This is a genomic window from Salegentibacter flavus, assembly GCF_900115145.1.
GTDB lineage: Bacteria > Bacteroidota > Bacteroidia > Flavobacteriales > Flavobacteriaceae > Salegentibacter > Salegentibacter flavus.
Map to the genome: position 1 here is coordinate 1 of NZ_FOVL01000035.1, position 16,502 is coordinate 16,502.

Here is a 16,502-nt window from a genome sequence, read left to right on the forward strand (position 1 = left end):
CATCGCAGAGACCTCGTAGCTTGTAAACTGGTAACGCTGAAAAAAGGCGATGTATTTAGTAATGGTGTTGCGTGATAAACCCAAACTTGAACTTATCTGGCGTTTACTGACGCCCTGGCTGTACAACCTAAAAATCTGTTTTATTTTTCGCATATCTATCTGTTTGTTGGCCATGGTCTTTTTTACAAAAAAAGACATTTGGCTTCTTACAAATAGAATCGATTTTTTAGTGGCTCAATTTACTCCGGCTAAAGTGGTTCACTTTGTCCCGGCCAAGGTGGTTCACTTTAATCCGGCCAGGGTGGTATACTATGACCGTTTTTTGCACTGTGACTACGTAGGAAAATCTGATACATTCTGGACTCAAGCTCAATTAGAATATGTAAGGAGTATTGCGATGCAACAGGCTTTTGACAAAATTGTAAAGCCGGAATTAGATAAACTTAAAAATTCTTTTAAGCAATTAGAAAGGAATTCAAGAAATAGTCTTATCCAGTTTAAAGTGAAAACAACCGATAATAACTTCAGCTTCCCAATTAAATATTATTCAGAGGAAGAACTTGAAACAAACCTAACGTGCGATAATTGCGGGCTTAAATTTGCAATTTATGGTGTTTTCTCTAATTGTCCGGATTGTAATAAAACTAATGCTTTTTTAATCTATGAAAAATCACTTGAAGTGATTAAAAAGAAACTAGAAATCTTTTCAAAACCAGAGATTCCAGGTGATATTTTAGAAATATCATTAATTTCAATATTGACTGCAGCAATTTCTGCCTTTGATGGTCTGGGGAAGGAATTAAGAAATAAAAAACCCCACCATTATCCCTCCAAGCCTAAAAATTTGTTTCAGAATATGTACCTACTAAATGAAAAAATGAATAACCTGATATTAGAAAATCATTCTGATTATAATGAATTATTGAAATGGTTTCAACTGAGACACATATTTGAGCACAATATGGGTGTCGTAGATGAGGATTGTGTAAGAAAAGTTCCTGAATTAAATTATTTAAAGGGGAGAAAATTTAAGCTGACTGTATCTCAATTGGATGAATTCATAATTTCAATGAAAGAGTTAGGAAGAATAATTAAGGAAGATTATAACGAATAAAAAACTGACCTCTATCTCCAATGCTGCTATCCGGGATTTACCTAAAGTTCAATTAGAAAAACATTCTCCCTAATTCCCTTATATTTGTCATATTGCCACCCTACAGGAATTTATTCTTAAAAATTTTAACTAACTTTCCCCTTCAGTTCCTTCCCTACAGGATCTTGATTTTCATAAGCAAGAATTTTATCCCCATTTAATGGCAAAAGCAGACATTGATTTTGAAAAAGAACTCTGGGATGCGGCGAACGAATTACGTGGCGCGGTATCTGAGAATAACTATAAAAACTACATCCTTCCCCTTGTTTTCGTAAAGCACCTTAGCGAACGCTATGAGGTGGTGCGCGAGGAACTAAAGGAGCAGCTTAATGATCCCAACTCTGATTATTACACTACAGATACCGAGGAGATCAACTACGTCCTGGAAGACCGCGACGAATACCGTTCGCGAAATACTTTTAAAATTCCTGAAACCGCTTCCTGGCAATATTTGAAGGATAATGCAGAGCAGGATGATATCAAGGTGAAGGTGGATGATGCCTTTGATGTGATCCAGGAATTATTAACGGGGTATAACCCCCAGCTGGTGAATATTTTGCCGCGGATCTTTGTGCGGAGTGAATTATCTCCCAAACAAACCGGCGGAATCATCAACCTTCTCTCCCACCCTAAATTTTCTGAAAAGGAAAATCCCGAAAGCGATATCCTGGGCCGTATCTATGAGTATTACATCGGCCGATTTGCAATGGCCGAAGGTTCGGGTGCGGGGCAGTTCTTTACGCCAGGAAGTATCGTAAGGCTGCTGGTGGAATTACTGGAACCTTACAAAGGCCGCATCTTTGATCCGGCATGTGGAAGTGGAGGGATGTTTGTGCAAAGTTTGAAGTTTATCAAAGAACACGGCGGAAACAAAAAAGACATCGCGATCTACGGACAGGAAATGACAGCACAGACATTGAGATTGTGCCTGATGAACCTGATGCTGCGTGACCTTTCGTTTGATATTAAACTGGGAAATTCTTTGCTTGATGATAAATTCCCGAACCTGAAAGCCGCCTACATTATTGCCAATCCGCCATTTAATGTGAGCAACTGGCATCCTGAAGATCTGCCCGATGGCGATCCCCGGTTATTTGGCCCCAAAGAAGAATTCACTACAGATGGCAGCGCCAATTATATGTGGATGCAAACCTTCTGGCACCATTTAAGCGACACCGGAACTGCCGGAATTGTAATGGCAAACGGCGCGATGACCTCCAACAACAAAGGCGAGAAAAACGTGCGGCAGCATATGGTAGACAATTCTATGATAGATGCCATTGTTCGCCTGCCCGATAAGCTGTTCCTCACCACCGGAATCCCCGCCTGCCTTTTCATCCTGAGCAAGAACCGTGATGGAAAAGACGGCACCCACCGCGAACGCAATAACGAGATCCTGTTCCTGGATGCTTCCAAGATGGGCACAATGGCCAGCAGAAAATTGCGGGTTTTTAGTGATGATGATATCAATAAAATCGCTGAAACCTACCACCAATGGCGCAATGTCGAAAATGTCAGGCCGAGCGGAGTCGAGGCCTACTCTGACATCGACGGCTTCTGCAAAGCAGCCACAGTAGAGGAAGTAGTAAAACAAGACTACAAACTCACCCCGGGGATCTATGTTGGAACCGAAGCCGAAGAAGACGACGGAATTCCCTTTGAAGAAAAAATGGAGGGTCTCAAGACCCAGTTGTTAATGCAGTTTGAAAAAGGGGAAGAATTGAAGGAAAAGATTAAAGCCAATTTTGATAAAATTCTATAAATGTTCATTATATTTGATTGTTCACAATTTGTGAACACAATAAAAAAATGAACAAAAATAATGAAGAGTATCGCCAAATATAATCCCGTACAGCATCTAAAAGAGATTTTAGAGCAACAGGCACTGGACGTTTCTTTTAAGGAACTTCCTACCGGGGCCGGAAAGTTCGATGCGGTGATCAAGCTGAATGACCAGGTAATTTACCTGGAAACCAAACGGGAAATCACCCCGGTAAACCTTTCAAAAATCCTTGAAGAGACAAAGAACTGGTCTAATGAAAATCCTATTCTGCTTGTTGGGGAATATATTACCCCTAAAGCAAAGGAATTGTTACGGGAAAAAGAGGTCAATTACCTGGACAGTGCCGGCAATATGTATTTAAAGCTCAATAGGCTTCTTATTCATATTGAAGGGAAGTCTGCACCAACTATTCCCGGGAAATATAAGTCCAGGGCCTTTTCCAAAGCAGGCGGAGCTGTTGTATTTCAGTTTTTGAGGGATCCACAACTGGTAAATGAGCCCCAGCGGCTTATAGCGGAATATGCCGGGGTGTCCCTTGGTACCATCCCTAAAGTTTTTGAAGGCCTTCAAAAAGAAAAATTTCTTATAAGGCTAGATAAGAACAAATGGGAACTCTCTAATAAAGAAGGACTTTTACTGAAGTGGACCGAAGTTTTACGGGAGAAAATATTGCCTTCTAAATTCCTGGGAAATTACAAGCCAGCAGGGAGAAATATGCAGCAAATATTGGCTGAAAAAGAAATAAGAGCAACAGGAATTAAATGGGGAGGAGAGCCCGCAGCCGCTATGCTCACCAATTACCTGATCGCTGAAAAATTCAGCCTTTTCGTATCAACAAAAGTGGATGTTATAAAAAAATACAAACTGGTACCATCACCTAACGGGGAACTGGAGCTTTATGAAAAATTCTGGAACCACCCCGAAGATGACCAGCCTTACGTGCACCCCATTCTTATTTACGCCCAGTTGATGGCAACAGGTGAAAGCAGAAATATTGAAACAGCTGAAATTATATTAAATGAGCACATTAGACCCAACTTATAAAGCATACTCTTTTGCTCATCACAAGGAAGTGTACCTGCTTCTGGAATCGGCGTTCAGGAAATTTGGAATTTCTTATTATCTCATTGGTGCCAATGCAAGGGATGTGGCGCTATATAAGGCAGGCAAAAGCCCTACAAGAGCTACCGGGGATATCGATTTTGCGATAATGTTGCCCGATATTTTCACCTACGAAGCCCTGTTACAAGAATTGGTGGATAATGGTTTTTTCCCGCAGAAAAAACAGGAGGGATACAGGATGCACCACCGAAAAACCAATACCCTTATTGACCTGCTGCCCTATGGTGGTATCGCAGGGAACAACCTGGTACAGCTGCCCGGGACGGGAATAGAATTATCTGTAGTAGGTTTAGCTGAAGTTGGGGAAGAAATCCAGGGTTTTAAACATCCGGAAGGTTTTGCGATACCCGTTTCTCCTGCCCACGGAGTGGTCCTTTTGAAATTGATCTCCTGGAGTGAACGGCCGGAACGCACTAAGGATCTCAAGGATATCAAAGACCTGCTTAAAGCTGCCTGGGACCTGTATGAAGAAGAATTATTCCTGGAAGGTTCTCCTTATGCCGATATTTTTGATGCTGAAGATTTCCGGCAGGAAACTGCGGCGGCAAGGGTGATGGGCCGTAAAATGCAACCTATTCTGGACCGGGACCAAAATTTAAAAAATTTGATCAATACCGAAATTGAAAAAGAGTTAGGTACCGGCACTGGTCCCAAAGCGCGTGAAATGGTAGCGGGCACAAATGATAATGTAGAAGAAATAAAAAATATATTTAGCGCATTGCTAAAAGGAATAAAAGACAACTAATGCGGCAGAATTGGAAAAAATATAAATTAAAAATACAATGCAACATCTCCCCTCCTTCGGAGGGGTCGGGGGAGGATTAAGAAGATGACGGAATCCCTTTTGAGGAAAAAATGGAGAGCCTTAAAGCGCAGTTATTAGAGCAATTTGAGAAAGGGGAAGAATTGAAGGAAAAGATCAAAGGCAATTTTGAGAAAATATGAAAAAATACATTTAACGCATAGTTGCCAGTAATTAAAGGAAAACTAACAACCAAAAGAAATAAAATGGAAGGACTTGAATATTTGCGAAGTCTATCGCAAGAAGCCAAAGATAAAATAAGTGCTGAATTTGGCGGAATAGAAAATTTATACCAAACTGTTTTTGACATAAATAAAACCGAATACAATCTTTATGCAAATAAACCTGAAAATTATAAATCGCAACTTCAATTGGCTGAAAATGCATTAAACGAAATTGAAGAAAGACTTGAAGAAATTGGATTGGACGGAAGAGACGTAACAACTGAAATCTCTAATGATTTTGGAGAAATTATAGTTTCTAAAAATATTAACGCATTGGACATTTATTTAAAACAACACGGAACTGATTATTTAACAATGCGGGATTGGATTAAAAAAAATTACGGAATTTAAATATAGAAAATATGAAAGCAAACGTACAATACAATGATTTTAAAGGAACTGCTTCTGCCGACATTTCAGACTTTTTAGGAGGAGCTGGTGGAGATGATATAAATGGATTATCTAAATATTTTGACATTGACAAAGAAAGGTTTACGCCTCTTGGTATCTCTATCTATGGAACTGAAAATTTTGGAATATCACTATTCTGTGTAGACAAAGAAAAAAGCAAAGAAGATAAAGAGCATATCGTTAAAATGTATTGCGATGTCGAAGACAAAAAAGACATTATCGACATTTTATTTAAAAGACTAAATATTGTTTTACACGATAGGTTTGACGATAAATATCCGAATTTGGATTATGACGAGGAAGTGAATTATAGTGATTTCCACGAAACAGATGAAGAAGAATAACTACTGGCAATAATGGCTATAAGTAATTGCTTGTTCTCGCCTACTTCTGAAAATCCTCGCAGGTTTTCAGTTTTGAGTGTACTTGCAAATTTAAGTGCTAAACCACGCACCTACTCATAGCCGAGACGTTAGCTGTAATATTTAATCAACCAAAGAATATCAAATGATAAAAGTTAGAATAGGAAATGGAATGGATCTGACTTTATTGGCTTTAGCCTTTACAAAAAGTCAACTTCCAAAAGCCAAAAGCGGAGAGGTTTTTTACGACCACAATGAAAAAAACGAAATTGATAGTTTGTATTTTTCAAATGAAGAATATTACCAAAAGCTTTTAGAATTTATAGAGAATAATAGATCAAATTTTTCAGACAGCAATGCGCCATCAGAATGGAACAGTCTTTTCTCCACTCTGAATAATTACAAAAAAATTCAAGAAGAAAGTCTTGATTTCGGGAGATTAGATCATTACACATTAGCCGAGAACAATTTTGAACAACGAGAATTAAATCTTGACATATTAAACAATGTTAGTAAAAGAAATTCAAGTTTCTATGAAGATGTGAAAAGACTTTATAAAGGATACGACGTTTCCTATTGGGGCTCACCGGATTTTGTTGTGATTAAGTATGAATTTGATCACGAAATAGAATTTAATTTTGATTTAAAACCAATTGTGCAATTAGTTAATGAACACAACAAAAAGTTGAAAGCATTCAATATTTATCGAGATCCAAGAAGAGGTTTAAATACCATAAGAATAGGAATCGAATAAATGGAAACATATAAATTGGCAATAAGTGAATATAATGAATGGAAATTAAAGACATCAATAAATATCGAAGAACCCTATTTCACGAAACCGGACATTATATTGCTCGCAAATTAAACCTTTCTATTTACAGCAAAGGAGCTGGAGTTAATGAAATGTATTTAAAAGAGGAGAAATACGCCAAAAATGGATTGAACTATTCTGGAGGTACAACAGCAAAAATTCCTGTAAGTTATGTAGATGAGGGTTTTATAAAAGATGTTCCCAATTATATAGCAGTTCTCATTTACGGCTGTATAATTCAAGTTTTGTATCAAAGAAATTTTGAGAATAGGAATTTTAGAGACTGCTTTTCTTTAGATAATTCTTCACAAGGACAATCCGATATGGATTTTTTTACAAGAATTGGAGAAGAATTTACTGGTTCGAAAAGACTAGAATTGGTTGAGTATATTGAGAATGAATATTTGGATCTGATTCAAGAAAATTATAAGGAATTAGAAAAATTGGTGGGAAAAGAAACCTTTATACTCAAACAAGAAGGTTTAAAATACCTTTTAAACTTAGAGCAAATAGATCAACTGTTAGAAGGTTTTCTACAATCGCATGCAGAGTATTATAAAAAATTTATCCAAAAAATTATCGAAATCAAAAACGAGGGATAACACACAAAACAATGCTCAAACCTATCTCAAATCGAAACTCTATGCTCCCTTGCCCGGTGGATTGTAATGTGGTTAATCAAACACAGTTGTTATTAGGAACGTTAACAACTAATGTAAGAACATTAATCTTTTGGTAAAATGGAAAATTACAAATCCAATTTAAATGAGCCCCCTGAATTTGGCGAATTGTTATTTGCTTTTGATTTTGAACCCGTTTCCCTTCAATCTAGTGCAGTGAAAAGGGCGTTTATTAAATATGAAATTAGGAAGGTTACAAGCACCTTAGGCTATTTACTGAGTGGGGACGTGAAGGTTGAAATTCAATGGCTAGTTCACGAACAGGAAAGGTACGAAAGCGCTCATGCGCCAGATATGGATAATATCATAAAACCTATTTTAGACGGTTTAAGTGGACCTCAGGGGGTTCTGATTGATGATTGTCAAGTACAGACAATAGGAAGTCATTGGATTGACTGGACAAAAAAGGAACATCAAATAAATATATCAATAAGATATATTCCGGACGATTTTGTAACGAAAAAGAATTTAGTTTTCATCAATTTGGGTGGCAATATGTACATTCCTTTTCATACTGACTTACCTGCCCAAGTAAAAGAAACACTTATTACCCATCTTGAAAAGGGTATGGCATTAAGAAATGAATTTTTAAAAGAAACCGGTGATTATTATCAAGCTAAATTTTTTCAGTCTGTCCAAAGACTATTTCATAAATCAAGAATTAATGAAAGTTTTCAATGTGTAGAACTAACCACTTTGAAAAATAATATTGAGCAGGAGAAGGAAAAATAAAAACAGTTACTAACGAATATAATATAATGCTCAAAATGTTTAAGAATTGATTTAATATGATAAAACTACCTGAAATTGGACTAACTTTTACTGATGGTGACGAATGGGAAGCATTTTGTCAAAGTTGTTTAAAGATAAAACACCAACAACATAACTTTAAATCTGTACCCGCAGATTCAGGCGGAGACTATGGTCTTGATGGATATAATTCAATCGGTGATGCATATCAATGTTATTGTCCTGAAAAAGAATATACAGATAAGGAATTATATGAACATCAAAGGGATAAAGTAACTACTGATGTACAAAAGCTATTTGATTATCAAGTTAAATTGAGAAAAATACTTAATGGCAATAAAATAAAAACTTGGCATTTTACTACACCTGTGATCAAGTCTAAAGAATTACTTCTTCATTGCAACGCTAAAGAAAATCTAGTAAAAAGTTGGAACTTGGATTTCATAGATGATGATTTTGAAATTGGATTAAAAGACTATGAATATTTTATACCTGAAATACCAAGTGTCATTGATTCAAGTAAATTCTTAAAACCAATTACATATCAAGAAATAGACTTCACGAGTACTGAACCAAGCGATCAAACTATAGAAGACTTTAAAGCTATCTATGAAAACAACACTTTTGTTGAAAATGGATTAAGAAAGAATGCAAAACTTTTTCCAGATAATCCTGAAAAAAATTATGCCAAAAATATAGTTGGATTGACAGATTCACAGATTAGGGACTTTATTGTAGGTGAAGATATTTTAGAAAAGTGGTCAAATTTTAATAATAAGCTTTACGAGAAATTTGTTCGAGTTAGAAATGCGCTTGGGAAAAGAGTTGCGAAAGAAAGTCTTATACCCGTAAACGATAATAAAGAAAAGCTAAAAGATATTGACACTACTGTTAGAGCTCTTATCAACAAAGAATTTCATTTTTTATCCGAATCTAATAAAGAAGAGCTTACAGCTTATTTGGTTTCATTTTGGGTTCTCGAATGCTCATTAGATTTTAGCTAAATGAAAAAAAACAAATACATATCGTTCACAGAAAGAGAAATGCCTTTGTACGTTAATTATAGACCAATGTACAAGGTTTCTCAAATTCTTTTAATCCTTTATTTCAATGGATATGCAGGAAAGGCAAGTTTACTAAAGCTTCATTTGTTTTCGTGGGCTTTAAAATCCTATGAAAATTCTAGCATACTTAAAGATTTTGTTACTTCGAATTACCAAAATAAACTTCAATTTTTCGGTATTGAATCAACCTTAAATAGAGCTTTAAATTTAGCCTATGCAGAACAATTGTTAGACTTTGAAAAAGGTAATTATACGCTTTTAGAAAAAGGGAGAAAGTTCGTAGAGCAAATTAATGAAGACGAAAATTTGTTCGTAGATGAAAAACAAGTTTTGAAATTAATCGGAAAAAAAATTCCGGAAAAAATTATTAACGGATTAATTAAAAATTGGAAGAATGCTTAAAATCAAAGCTTTAAAAATAACGATTAATACGGATAAAGGTGTTTACGGAACACCACTTCTACGTTTTAGTGATAGTTTAACAATTGTCAAAGGCTACAACTCAACAGGAAAGAGCACAGTTTTTCAATCAATTATATATTGTCTTGGTTTAGAAGAACTTATTGGCGGGAAAAATGAAAAGACAATGCAATCTGTTCTAAAAAGTGAAATTCTTGATAATCAAAATAGGATTGAAGCTAATGTTATAGAATCTAATATACTTTTAGAAATTGAGGGTACTTCTGTCGTAACAGTAAAACGCTATATTTCTAGTGAAACTAAGAACTCAGGATTAGTCGAAGTCTTTAATGGAAAACTATTAACTGAACCAAAACAATATGACTATGTTCCTATGTATGTTCACGACAAAGGAGCTGCCGATAGTAAAAACGCATTTGGATTCCATTCCTTTTTAGAGAAACTTATGGGTTGGGAATTGCCTCAAGTTCAATATAAAGATGGCAGTTATAGAAAATTATACCTGCAAAATATTTTTCCAAGTTTCGTAATTGAGCAAAAAGCAGGTTGGACAGATTTTTTAGCGACTATTCCTTATTATTCATTACTTGATAAAGAAACGAGAGCGTTAGAGTTTCTTTTAAATTTAGATTCTTGGAAAATTCAACAACGAAAATCGAAATTAAAACAAGATAAAAATGATTTAATATTTGATTGGAGAAATAAATTCAATGAATTTAAATCACTAGCCAATCAAATAGCTTGCGAAATAAGAGGAGTAAATAATCAACCTGAAATTATTAACTTAATTAATTCAGTTTATTTAGTTTACGTAACTGAAGAAAGAACATACAACATATCAGAGTATATAAATGTACTTGAAGAAGAGTACGAAAAATTAGTTGAATTAGAAGTTCCAAACGTTGGTGACCAAGCTGAAGAAGCTGAAATACGTATTAATAAACTAAACGAACGACTAAGTCATTACTCAATCAACCTTTCTTCAACAATAAATAAGAAAAATTTAGCAATTAGTAAGTATAAATCTTTTCAAGAGAGATTATTAGAACTCGAAAATGATAAGGTTCAAAACGAATATCATCTTAAAGTCAAAAAGAAAGGTGCGGAAGAAGGGTTTGCCATAGCAAACGATAATTGTCCTTATTGCAGCCAAGGTTTGAATGATTCATTGCTTCCAAAAGATATTGAAGTTGTGCCAATGCAGATAGAGGAAAATCTTGAATATATTAAAGCCCAAATTAACCTTATTAAAATTTATATATCAAATCATCAAAATGACATATCTGATTTAGAAAAAAATATAGATACACTTAACATTAGAATTTCAGAAACCAGAAGTGATATCCGAACGCTTAAAACACAGTTGACTAGTGACAATCGCTTACCTTCAATTGAGCTTATTGAAAAACGATTGAAATTGAAAGCCAGATTAGACTTGTATAGAAGGAAGTATGAAGAATTAGCTTCATTTCAGGAATACTTTAAAAATCTATCTGATGAATGGGTTCAAATTCTAGGTGAGGAAAAAAAGTTACCTAAAACACTTTCTGCATTTGACTATAAAAAAATATCAGAATTGGAGACAGTATTTAAACAACTACTTAGAGAGTTTCATTATCGTAGTAAACCAATAGATAGTATAAGTATTTCGAGAGATACTTTATTACCTGTTGTAGATAGATACTCTTTGAAATTTGACTCTTCTGCTAGTGACTTTACTAGAGCAATTTGGAGTTATACGATTGCGTTAAAAGAAACTTCTGAAAAATTTGAAGGAAATCATCCTAAGTTATTTATCCTTGATGAACCAGGACAACAGGAAGCAGGTGATAATGACCTTCAATTCTTGTTAAAACGACTGGGAAATTATGGAGATACTCAATCAATAGTGTTTTCTTCATTTCACCAATCTGAAACTACTTATTATGCCTGCACAAAAGATGTTGATTTTGAACTGATTGATTTAGGCGAAGAAAAATTTATTAAGAAAATTTCAACGAAAAGTTAGTGGTTTTTAATCCGCTACTATTCATACCCTAAGCTGTTAAAAAAACAAACAACAACTAATGCCCAAAAACTGGAAAACATATAGACTTTCAGAAGCTTTTGAAATAATTGGTGGAGGAACTCCAAAAACCAAAGTTGAAGAATACTGGAATGGTAACATACCTTGGTTATCTGTAGTTGATTTCAATAATGATCAGAGAACGGTTTTTTCGACTGAAAAATCTATTACTGAACTCGGGGTTAAAAAGAGTAGCACAAAAATTCTTACCAAGGGCCAACTAATAATTTCTGCACGAGGTACCGTTGGAAAAATTGCCCAGTTGGGACGGGAAATGGCTTTTAATCAATCATGTTATGGATTGTCTGGAAAAGAAAATATATTAATAAATGACTTCGGTTATTATTTATTAAAATCCTCTATAACCAATATACAAGCGAATTCCCACGGTTCTGTTTTTGACACCATTACGAGGAATACCTTTGACAATATTGAAGCCTGTATTCCGGGAATTCAAGAACAAAAATCCATCGCCTCCATCCTTTCCGCTCTAGACGATAAGATCGAACTCAACCTCCAGATGAACAAAACCCTGGAAGAAATGGCAATGGCTTTATACACGCATTGGTTTGTAGATTTTGGACCTTTTCAGGATGGGGAATTTGTAGATTCGGAATGGGGCGAAATTCCTAAGGGATGGGAAGTGAAAGAACTTAAAGACTTGATTCATTTAAATCCAAGACTGAGTTTGAAAAAAGGAAGTGAAGCATCTTTTGTTGAAATGAAAGCTTTACCAGTAGATGTAATGTCGGTTTCAGATGTTGCGCAAAAAGAATTTAAAGGCGGAGCAAAATTTCAAAATGGAGATACACTTTTTGCCAGGATTACACCTTGCCTTGAAAATGGAAAAACAGCCTTTGTTGATTTTTTAGAACCGGGTGAAATAGCTTTTGGTTCAACGGAGTTTTTAGTGATGAGAGCAAAAGATGGAGTTTCAAGATACTGGACCTATTGTTTGGCTCGTGATACCAATTTTAGAAATTTTGCCATTTCTACTATGGTGGGAACTTCAGGTCGTCAACGGGTTCAAAATGATCCCTTTCTTTCCTATGAAATTCCTCAACCACCTACGGAAATTTTTGATTCCTTTAGTGAAATAGCTGAGCCCTGGTTTACACAAATCAGAATAAATACAATTGAAAATCAAACCCTCACTAAACTCCGCGACACCTTACTGCCAAAACTCATCAGCGGGGAAGTCCGCGTGAAAGACGTGGAGAAAACCTTAACTGAAGTCTTATGACACAAATGATCGAGATCACGGTGCAAAAGGCTGCCATAGAGTGCCTTCAGGAGTTGGGATACACCTATAAAGAAGGTAATTCCCTGCAGAGGGATTTGAAAAAGGTGGTACTGGAGGAGGAGCTTCGGGAGTTTTTAGTAAGCTCCTATCCCGGAGTTCCGGCAACCGCCATTAACGAAGCACTTTCAGCGTTTACGCAGCACCAGGGAATGGATCTCGATCACCGCAACCGCGATTTTCATCTTAAAATGACCCAGGGGGTTTCCATTACCTGGAAAGATGCTTCGGGCAAAGAACAAGCCCGGCACCTCTATCCTATCAATTACAAGGAACACGAGAAAAATATCTTTGTGTGTGCAGATGAAGTAAAGATCATTGGCAAGAATAGCCGCCGCGCAGACCTGGTGATCTTTATTAACGGCATTCCAGTAGTTGTTTTTGAATTTAAAAATATGTTCGATCCAGAAGTGGGGGTAGAAAACGCTCACGGCCAAATAGAACATTACCTATTAGACATTCCGCAGCTATTCGATTTTAATGCTATTACCGTAGTTTCAGATGGAATGGAAACCCTGCACGGAATGTATAACTCTTCCCTAAAGTGGTTTGCTCCCTGGAAGAGTATAACCGGTGATGATATAGAGAATAAAGAAGAATTTCAGTTGGAAACTTTACTAAAAGGCCTATTTCCAAAGGAAACTTTACTGAACTATCTGCAGAATTTTATTTTTCACGAAGATCATAATGGGAAGATTATTAAAAAAGGGGCTAAATATCACCAATATTGGGGTATCCAAAAAGCCGTTGATAGTGCCGTTGACAATATAAAACCAAACGGCGATGGTCGCTTAGGTGTGATCTGGCATACACAAGGTTCTGGCAAAAGTATTTCCATGGCCATCTTAAGCGGAATTTTACGTCAAATGCCGGAAATGAAAAATCCATCCATCATTATTCAGGTAGACCGTTCAGATCTCGATCAGCAACTATACGAAAACTTTGTATTAGCTAAAGATTTGGTGGGAGAAGTTCAGCATGCAGATACTACCCTAGAATTAAGAGACCTATTAAGTTCAGATGGCGGGGGTGTTATTTTTACAACTATTGAGAAATTTCGCTTACGAGATTTAGAAACTGGAAAAGAAGCTGCGCATCCGGTGCTCTCTGAACGCTATAATGTAGTGGTAATGGCAGACGAAGCTCACCGTACTCAATACGGTTTTCATAAAGGTGGATTTGCCCAGAATATACGCCTTGCCTTGCCTAATGCCTCCTTTATTGGTTTTACGGGGACTCCGGTAGACAGTAAGGATGCAGAAACAGAGCACGTATTCGGAAAAACTATTCATACTTACGATATAGAGCAGGCGGTAAAAGATGGAGCCACGGTGCCTATCTATTACGAACCAAAGATGATTCCGCTTAATATTAAAGCAGATTATTTTAAGGAGTTAGAGGATACTGAAGAGGAAGAAGACGATCCCAACAATGCAGTTTGGGCCGCAATTGAAGATGCTGCCGGTGCAGAAGACAGAGTAGCAAAGTTAGCCAATAACATTCTGGAACATTATAAAGCACGCACAGATAGCCTGGAAGGTAAAGCGATGGTAGTATGTATGAGTCGGCGTAATTGCGTAAAAGTTTATGATGCATTAACCGCTTTAGATAATTGTCCTGAAGTGGCAGTAGTAATGACTACCAATATTGGTAAAGATCCAAAAGAATGGAATAAACATGCCCGAACCAAGGATGCGATGGAAGGAATTAAAAAACGTTTCCGTAACCCAGAAGATCCGTTAAAAATTGTGATTGTTAGGGATATGTGGTTAACCGGTTTTGATGCGCCTTGTGTTCATACTATGTATGTAGATAAGATTATGAAAGGTCATAATTTGATGCAGGCCATAGCCAGGGTAAACCGTGTTTTTGAGGATAAACCAAGCGGACTTGTAGTAGATTTTATTGGAATTTCAGGTCATCTGGCATCAGCTACTAAAAAGTACACAGGTGGCGGTGGTAAAGGAAAACCTGCGCTTGATATAGATCTTGCTGTTAATCTTTGTTTTGAAAAGCTAGCAGAAGTTAAAGACATGATGGGCGGGTTTGACGCAGAGGAGATCAATACCATGAAACAAATGGAACTATTGAAATGGTCCAAAAAAATGGTAGATGATATATTAAAATCTGATACTATTACAGATAAATTTCTGAAGGAAGAACGAAACCTCTCTGAATTAGTTGCGATGACCAGTTCAGATAAAAGAATTTGGGATATTCAAGAAGAAGTGGGAATCATCCAAAAGATTCGTCAGACTATTCGAAAAATCAAATTCCCCCCTGGTCCCCAAAGGGAGAAGAACGAAAGAATAAAGGACCTTATCAGTAAATCCTTAGAATCCCAGGAGATCGTAGATCTGGCAAAAATGTATGATCTGGATAAGATCGATATTTCCATTATAGATCACCGCTTTCAAGCCATTGTTAAGGAAAAGGGAGAAGAAAATATCAAGGTAGAGCTACTTCGAAGAATAATTAATGATGAGCTAAAGGTGAGAATGCCTAAGAACATCAAAAAGATGAAAAGGCTAAAAGAAGAGCTGGATAAAGTACTTAGCGATTATCACAAAAACAGCCTGGATTCAATTGCTGCAATCAAGCACCTTTTAGATATTGCCGAAGACTTTCAAAAAGAAGATAAAAGAACTAAAGAACTTGGCCTTACCGAAGACGAACTAGCCTTTTACGATCTACTTTCTACCAATGATAAACTTTTAAATAAAGAAGGTCCAATTCAGGATCTTGTTCATAAAGTAGTAGACTCGGTGAAGAAAAATCTACAACTCGACTGGACCAAAAAAGAAGACGCCCGCGCCGCGATTCGTCTGGCAGTGAAAAAGGAATTACGCGGCAAAGTGCCATTTTCTGAACTCGACAAGTTATTAAAAGAAGTTATTGAGCAGGCAGAGGGGCAGTATGGAGATTGGCCAATTGAGGCTTAGCTAAGGTATTTAGCGACATAAATTTGTCTATCGCTGTGCAAACTGTGATGATACCATTAATACATCCAAGAAACAGGACTGGACTTGCAATTGTGAGGCAATGGGCTTAAATAGTTGTTCCGGAAGGATTGGGTCAATCTATGGAAATGAAACATCCTTGTCTATAGAAAAAATGGGAAAGCAATTAGCCTTTTCAAGCAATTTTTTGGAACCTAAGATATTTCTGGAATTTCCCCACGCTTTACTTATAATTAAGACTACAATTTAATTCACGCAACTTTTTACCTGCGAGAAGATCTGTAAGGGCTTTCGGTGCTTCAGCCAGTAGTTCTACATAATGGTACCCCACAGCCCATTACAAGGTACCTTATCCCGGGTTCACGGGTAGCAATTTGTTCACAGAATCTCTCGAAATCCTGGAATTGTTCTTCGCTTAATACAAGACCCTACTGACTATGATACCGCCGGGAGGAACGTCCCTGGACCTCGAGGAAAAATCCCGTTTGGAAGTCAACGTGGATATACTGGACTAAGCTGACCCCCCTAACAGTCTATATTTAGCGTGCTGTCGTTCTGGCGGATGCTGACCCCCCTTAAGAAAACGAAGATA

At 36.6% G+C, this 16,502-nt stretch carries 15 protein-coding genes; 14 read left to right on the forward strand and 1 reads right to left on the reverse strand.

The window, feature by feature from the left end:
• The coding region (locus BM266_RS16445; RefSeq protein WP_317040985.1) for a helix-turn-helix domain-containing protein at positions 1–198 on the reverse strand (198 nt) is incomplete at its 3' end.
• Between the two features lie 31 nt (positions 199–229).
• Between BM266_RS16445 and BM266_RS16450 the strand changes: the two genes are divergently transcribed.
• From BM266_RS16450 to BM266_RS16515, 14 genes are all read left to right on the forward strand, one after another.
• Positions 230–1,114, forward strand: coding sequence for a hypothetical protein (locus tag BM266_RS16450; RefSeq protein WP_139220681.1), 885 nt, complete (start codon positions 230–232; stop codon positions 1,112–1,114).
• 199 nt (positions 1,115–1,313) lie between these two features.
• Positions 1,314–2,915 (forward strand): type I restriction-modification system subunit M, encoded by a 1,602-nt coding sequence (locus tag BM266_RS16455; RefSeq protein WP_093411566.1) that lies wholly within the window; start codon positions 1,314–1,316, stop codon positions 2,913–2,915.
• A gap of 60 nt (positions 2,916–2,975) precedes the next feature.
• Complete coding sequence (locus tag BM266_RS16460; protein ID WP_093411567.1) at positions 2,976–3,980, forward strand: type IV toxin-antitoxin system AbiEi family antitoxin; 1,005 nt, start codon at positions 2,976–2,978, stop codon at positions 3,978–3,980.
• Positions 3,955–4,803 (forward strand): hypothetical protein, encoded by an 849-nt coding sequence (locus BM266_RS16465; RefSeq protein WP_093411568.1) that lies wholly within the window; start codon positions 3,955–3,957, stop codon positions 4,801–4,803. Before BM266_RS16460 ends, BM266_RS16465 begins: the two co-directional genes overlap by 26 nt.
• Before the next feature lie 263 nt (positions 4,804–5,066).
• A complete protein-coding gene (locus tag BM266_RS16470) occupies positions 5,067–5,435 on the forward strand; it encodes a hypothetical protein (RefSeq protein ID WP_139220682.1) in 369 nt (122 codons plus the stop codon).
• Between the two features lie 11 nt (positions 5,436–5,446).
• Entirely contained in the window at positions 5,447–5,839 is a 393-nt protein-coding gene (locus BM266_RS16475) for a hypothetical protein (RefSeq protein ID WP_093411570.1), read from the forward strand.
• A 163-nt stretch (positions 5,840–6,002) separates the two neighbouring features.
• Positions 6,003–6,611 carry a hypothetical protein gene (locus BM266_RS16480; protein WP_093411571.1) on the forward strand — a complete coding sequence of 203 codons (609 nt, stop codon included), beginning with the start codon at positions 6,003–6,005 and terminating at the stop codon, positions 6,609–6,611.
• A 38-nt stretch (positions 6,612–6,649) separates the two neighbouring features.
• On the forward strand, positions 6,650–7,273 hold the full coding sequence (locus BM266_RS16485) for a hypothetical protein (RefSeq protein WP_093411572.1): 624 nt from the start codon (positions 6,650–6,652) through the stop codon (positions 7,271–7,273).
• A 138-nt stretch (positions 7,274–7,411) separates the two neighbouring features.
• Positions 7,412–8,083 carry a RusA family crossover junction endodeoxyribonuclease gene (locus tag BM266_RS16490; RefSeq protein WP_093411573.1) on the forward strand — a complete coding sequence of 224 codons (672 nt, stop codon included), beginning with the start codon at positions 7,412–7,414 and terminating at the stop codon, positions 8,081–8,083.
• Between the two features lie 56 nt (positions 8,084–8,139).
• On the forward strand, positions 8,140–9,105 hold the full coding sequence (locus BM266_RS16495; protein WP_093411574.1) for a hypothetical protein: 966 nt from the start codon (positions 8,140–8,142) through the stop codon (positions 9,103–9,105).
• Positions 9,106–9,567 (forward strand): hypothetical protein, encoded by a 462-nt coding sequence (locus BM266_RS16500; RefSeq protein WP_093411575.1) that lies wholly within the window; start codon positions 9,106–9,108, stop codon positions 9,565–9,567.
• A complete protein-coding gene (locus BM266_RS16505; protein WP_093411576.1) occupies positions 9,560–11,593 on the forward strand; it encodes a GumC domain-containing protein in 2,034 nt (677 codons plus the stop codon). The genes BM266_RS16500 and BM266_RS16505 overlap by 8 nt, the downstream gene beginning before the upstream one ends.
• A 58-nt stretch (positions 11,594–11,651) precedes the next feature.
• Positions 11,652–12,893: a restriction endonuclease subunit S gene (locus BM266_RS16510; RefSeq protein WP_093411577.1), complete on the forward strand. Its 1,242-nt coding sequence runs from the start codon at positions 11,652–11,654 to the stop codon at positions 12,891–12,893.
• Positions 12,890–15,892, forward strand: a complete 3,003-nt coding sequence (locus BM266_RS16515) for a type I restriction endonuclease subunit R (RefSeq protein WP_093411578.1) — start codon at positions 12,890–12,892, stop codon at positions 15,890–15,892. Before BM266_RS16510 ends, BM266_RS16515 begins: the two co-directional genes overlap by 4 nt.
• The last annotated feature ends 610 nt before the right edge of the window (positions 15,893–16,502 follow it).

Coding starts and splice junctions, on each gene's coding strand:
- BM266_RS16455 (WP_093411566.1), top strand. CDS start 1,314: ATGGCAAAAGCAGACATTGATTTTGAAAAAGAACTCTGGGATGCGGCG.
- BM266_RS16460 (WP_093411567.1), top strand. CDS start 2,976: ATGAAGAGTATCGCCAAATATAATCCCGTACAGCATCTAAAAGAGATT.
- BM266_RS16465 (WP_093411568.1), top strand. CDS start 3,955: ATGAGCACATTAGACCCAACTTATAAAGCATACTCTTTTGCTCATCAC.
- BM266_RS16470 (WP_139220682.1), top strand. CDS start 5,067: ATGGAAGGACTTGAATATTTGCGAAGTCTATCGCAAGAAGCCAAAGAT.
- BM266_RS16475 (WP_093411570.1), top strand. CDS start 5,447: ATGAAAGCAAACGTACAATACAATGATTTTAAAGGAACTGCTTCTGCC.
- BM266_RS16480 (WP_093411571.1), top strand. CDS start 6,003: ATGATAAAAGTTAGAATAGGAAATGGAATGGATCTGACTTTATTGGCT.
- BM266_RS16485 (WP_093411572.1), top strand. CDS start 6,650: ATGGAAATTAAAGACATCAATAAATATCGAAGAACCCTATTTCACGAA.
- BM266_RS16490 (WP_093411573.1), top strand. CDS start 7,412: ATGGAAAATTACAAATCCAATTTAAATGAGCCCCCTGAATTTGGCGAA.
- BM266_RS16495 (WP_093411574.1), top strand. CDS start 8,140: ATGATAAAACTACCTGAAATTGGACTAACTTTTACTGATGGTGACGAA.
- BM266_RS16500 (WP_093411575.1), top strand. CDS start 9,106: ATGAAAAAAAACAAATACATATCGTTCACAGAAAGAGAAATGCCTTTG.
- BM266_RS16505 (WP_093411576.1), top strand. CDS start 9,560: ATGCTTAAAATCAAAGCTTTAAAAATAACGATTAATACGGATAAAGGT.
- BM266_RS16510 (WP_093411577.1), top strand. CDS start 11,652: ATGCCCAAAAACTGGAAAACATATAGACTTTCAGAAGCTTTTGAAATA.
- BM266_RS16515 (WP_093411578.1), top strand. CDS start 12,890: ATGACACAAATGATCGAGATCACGGTGCAAAAGGCTGCCATAGAGTGC.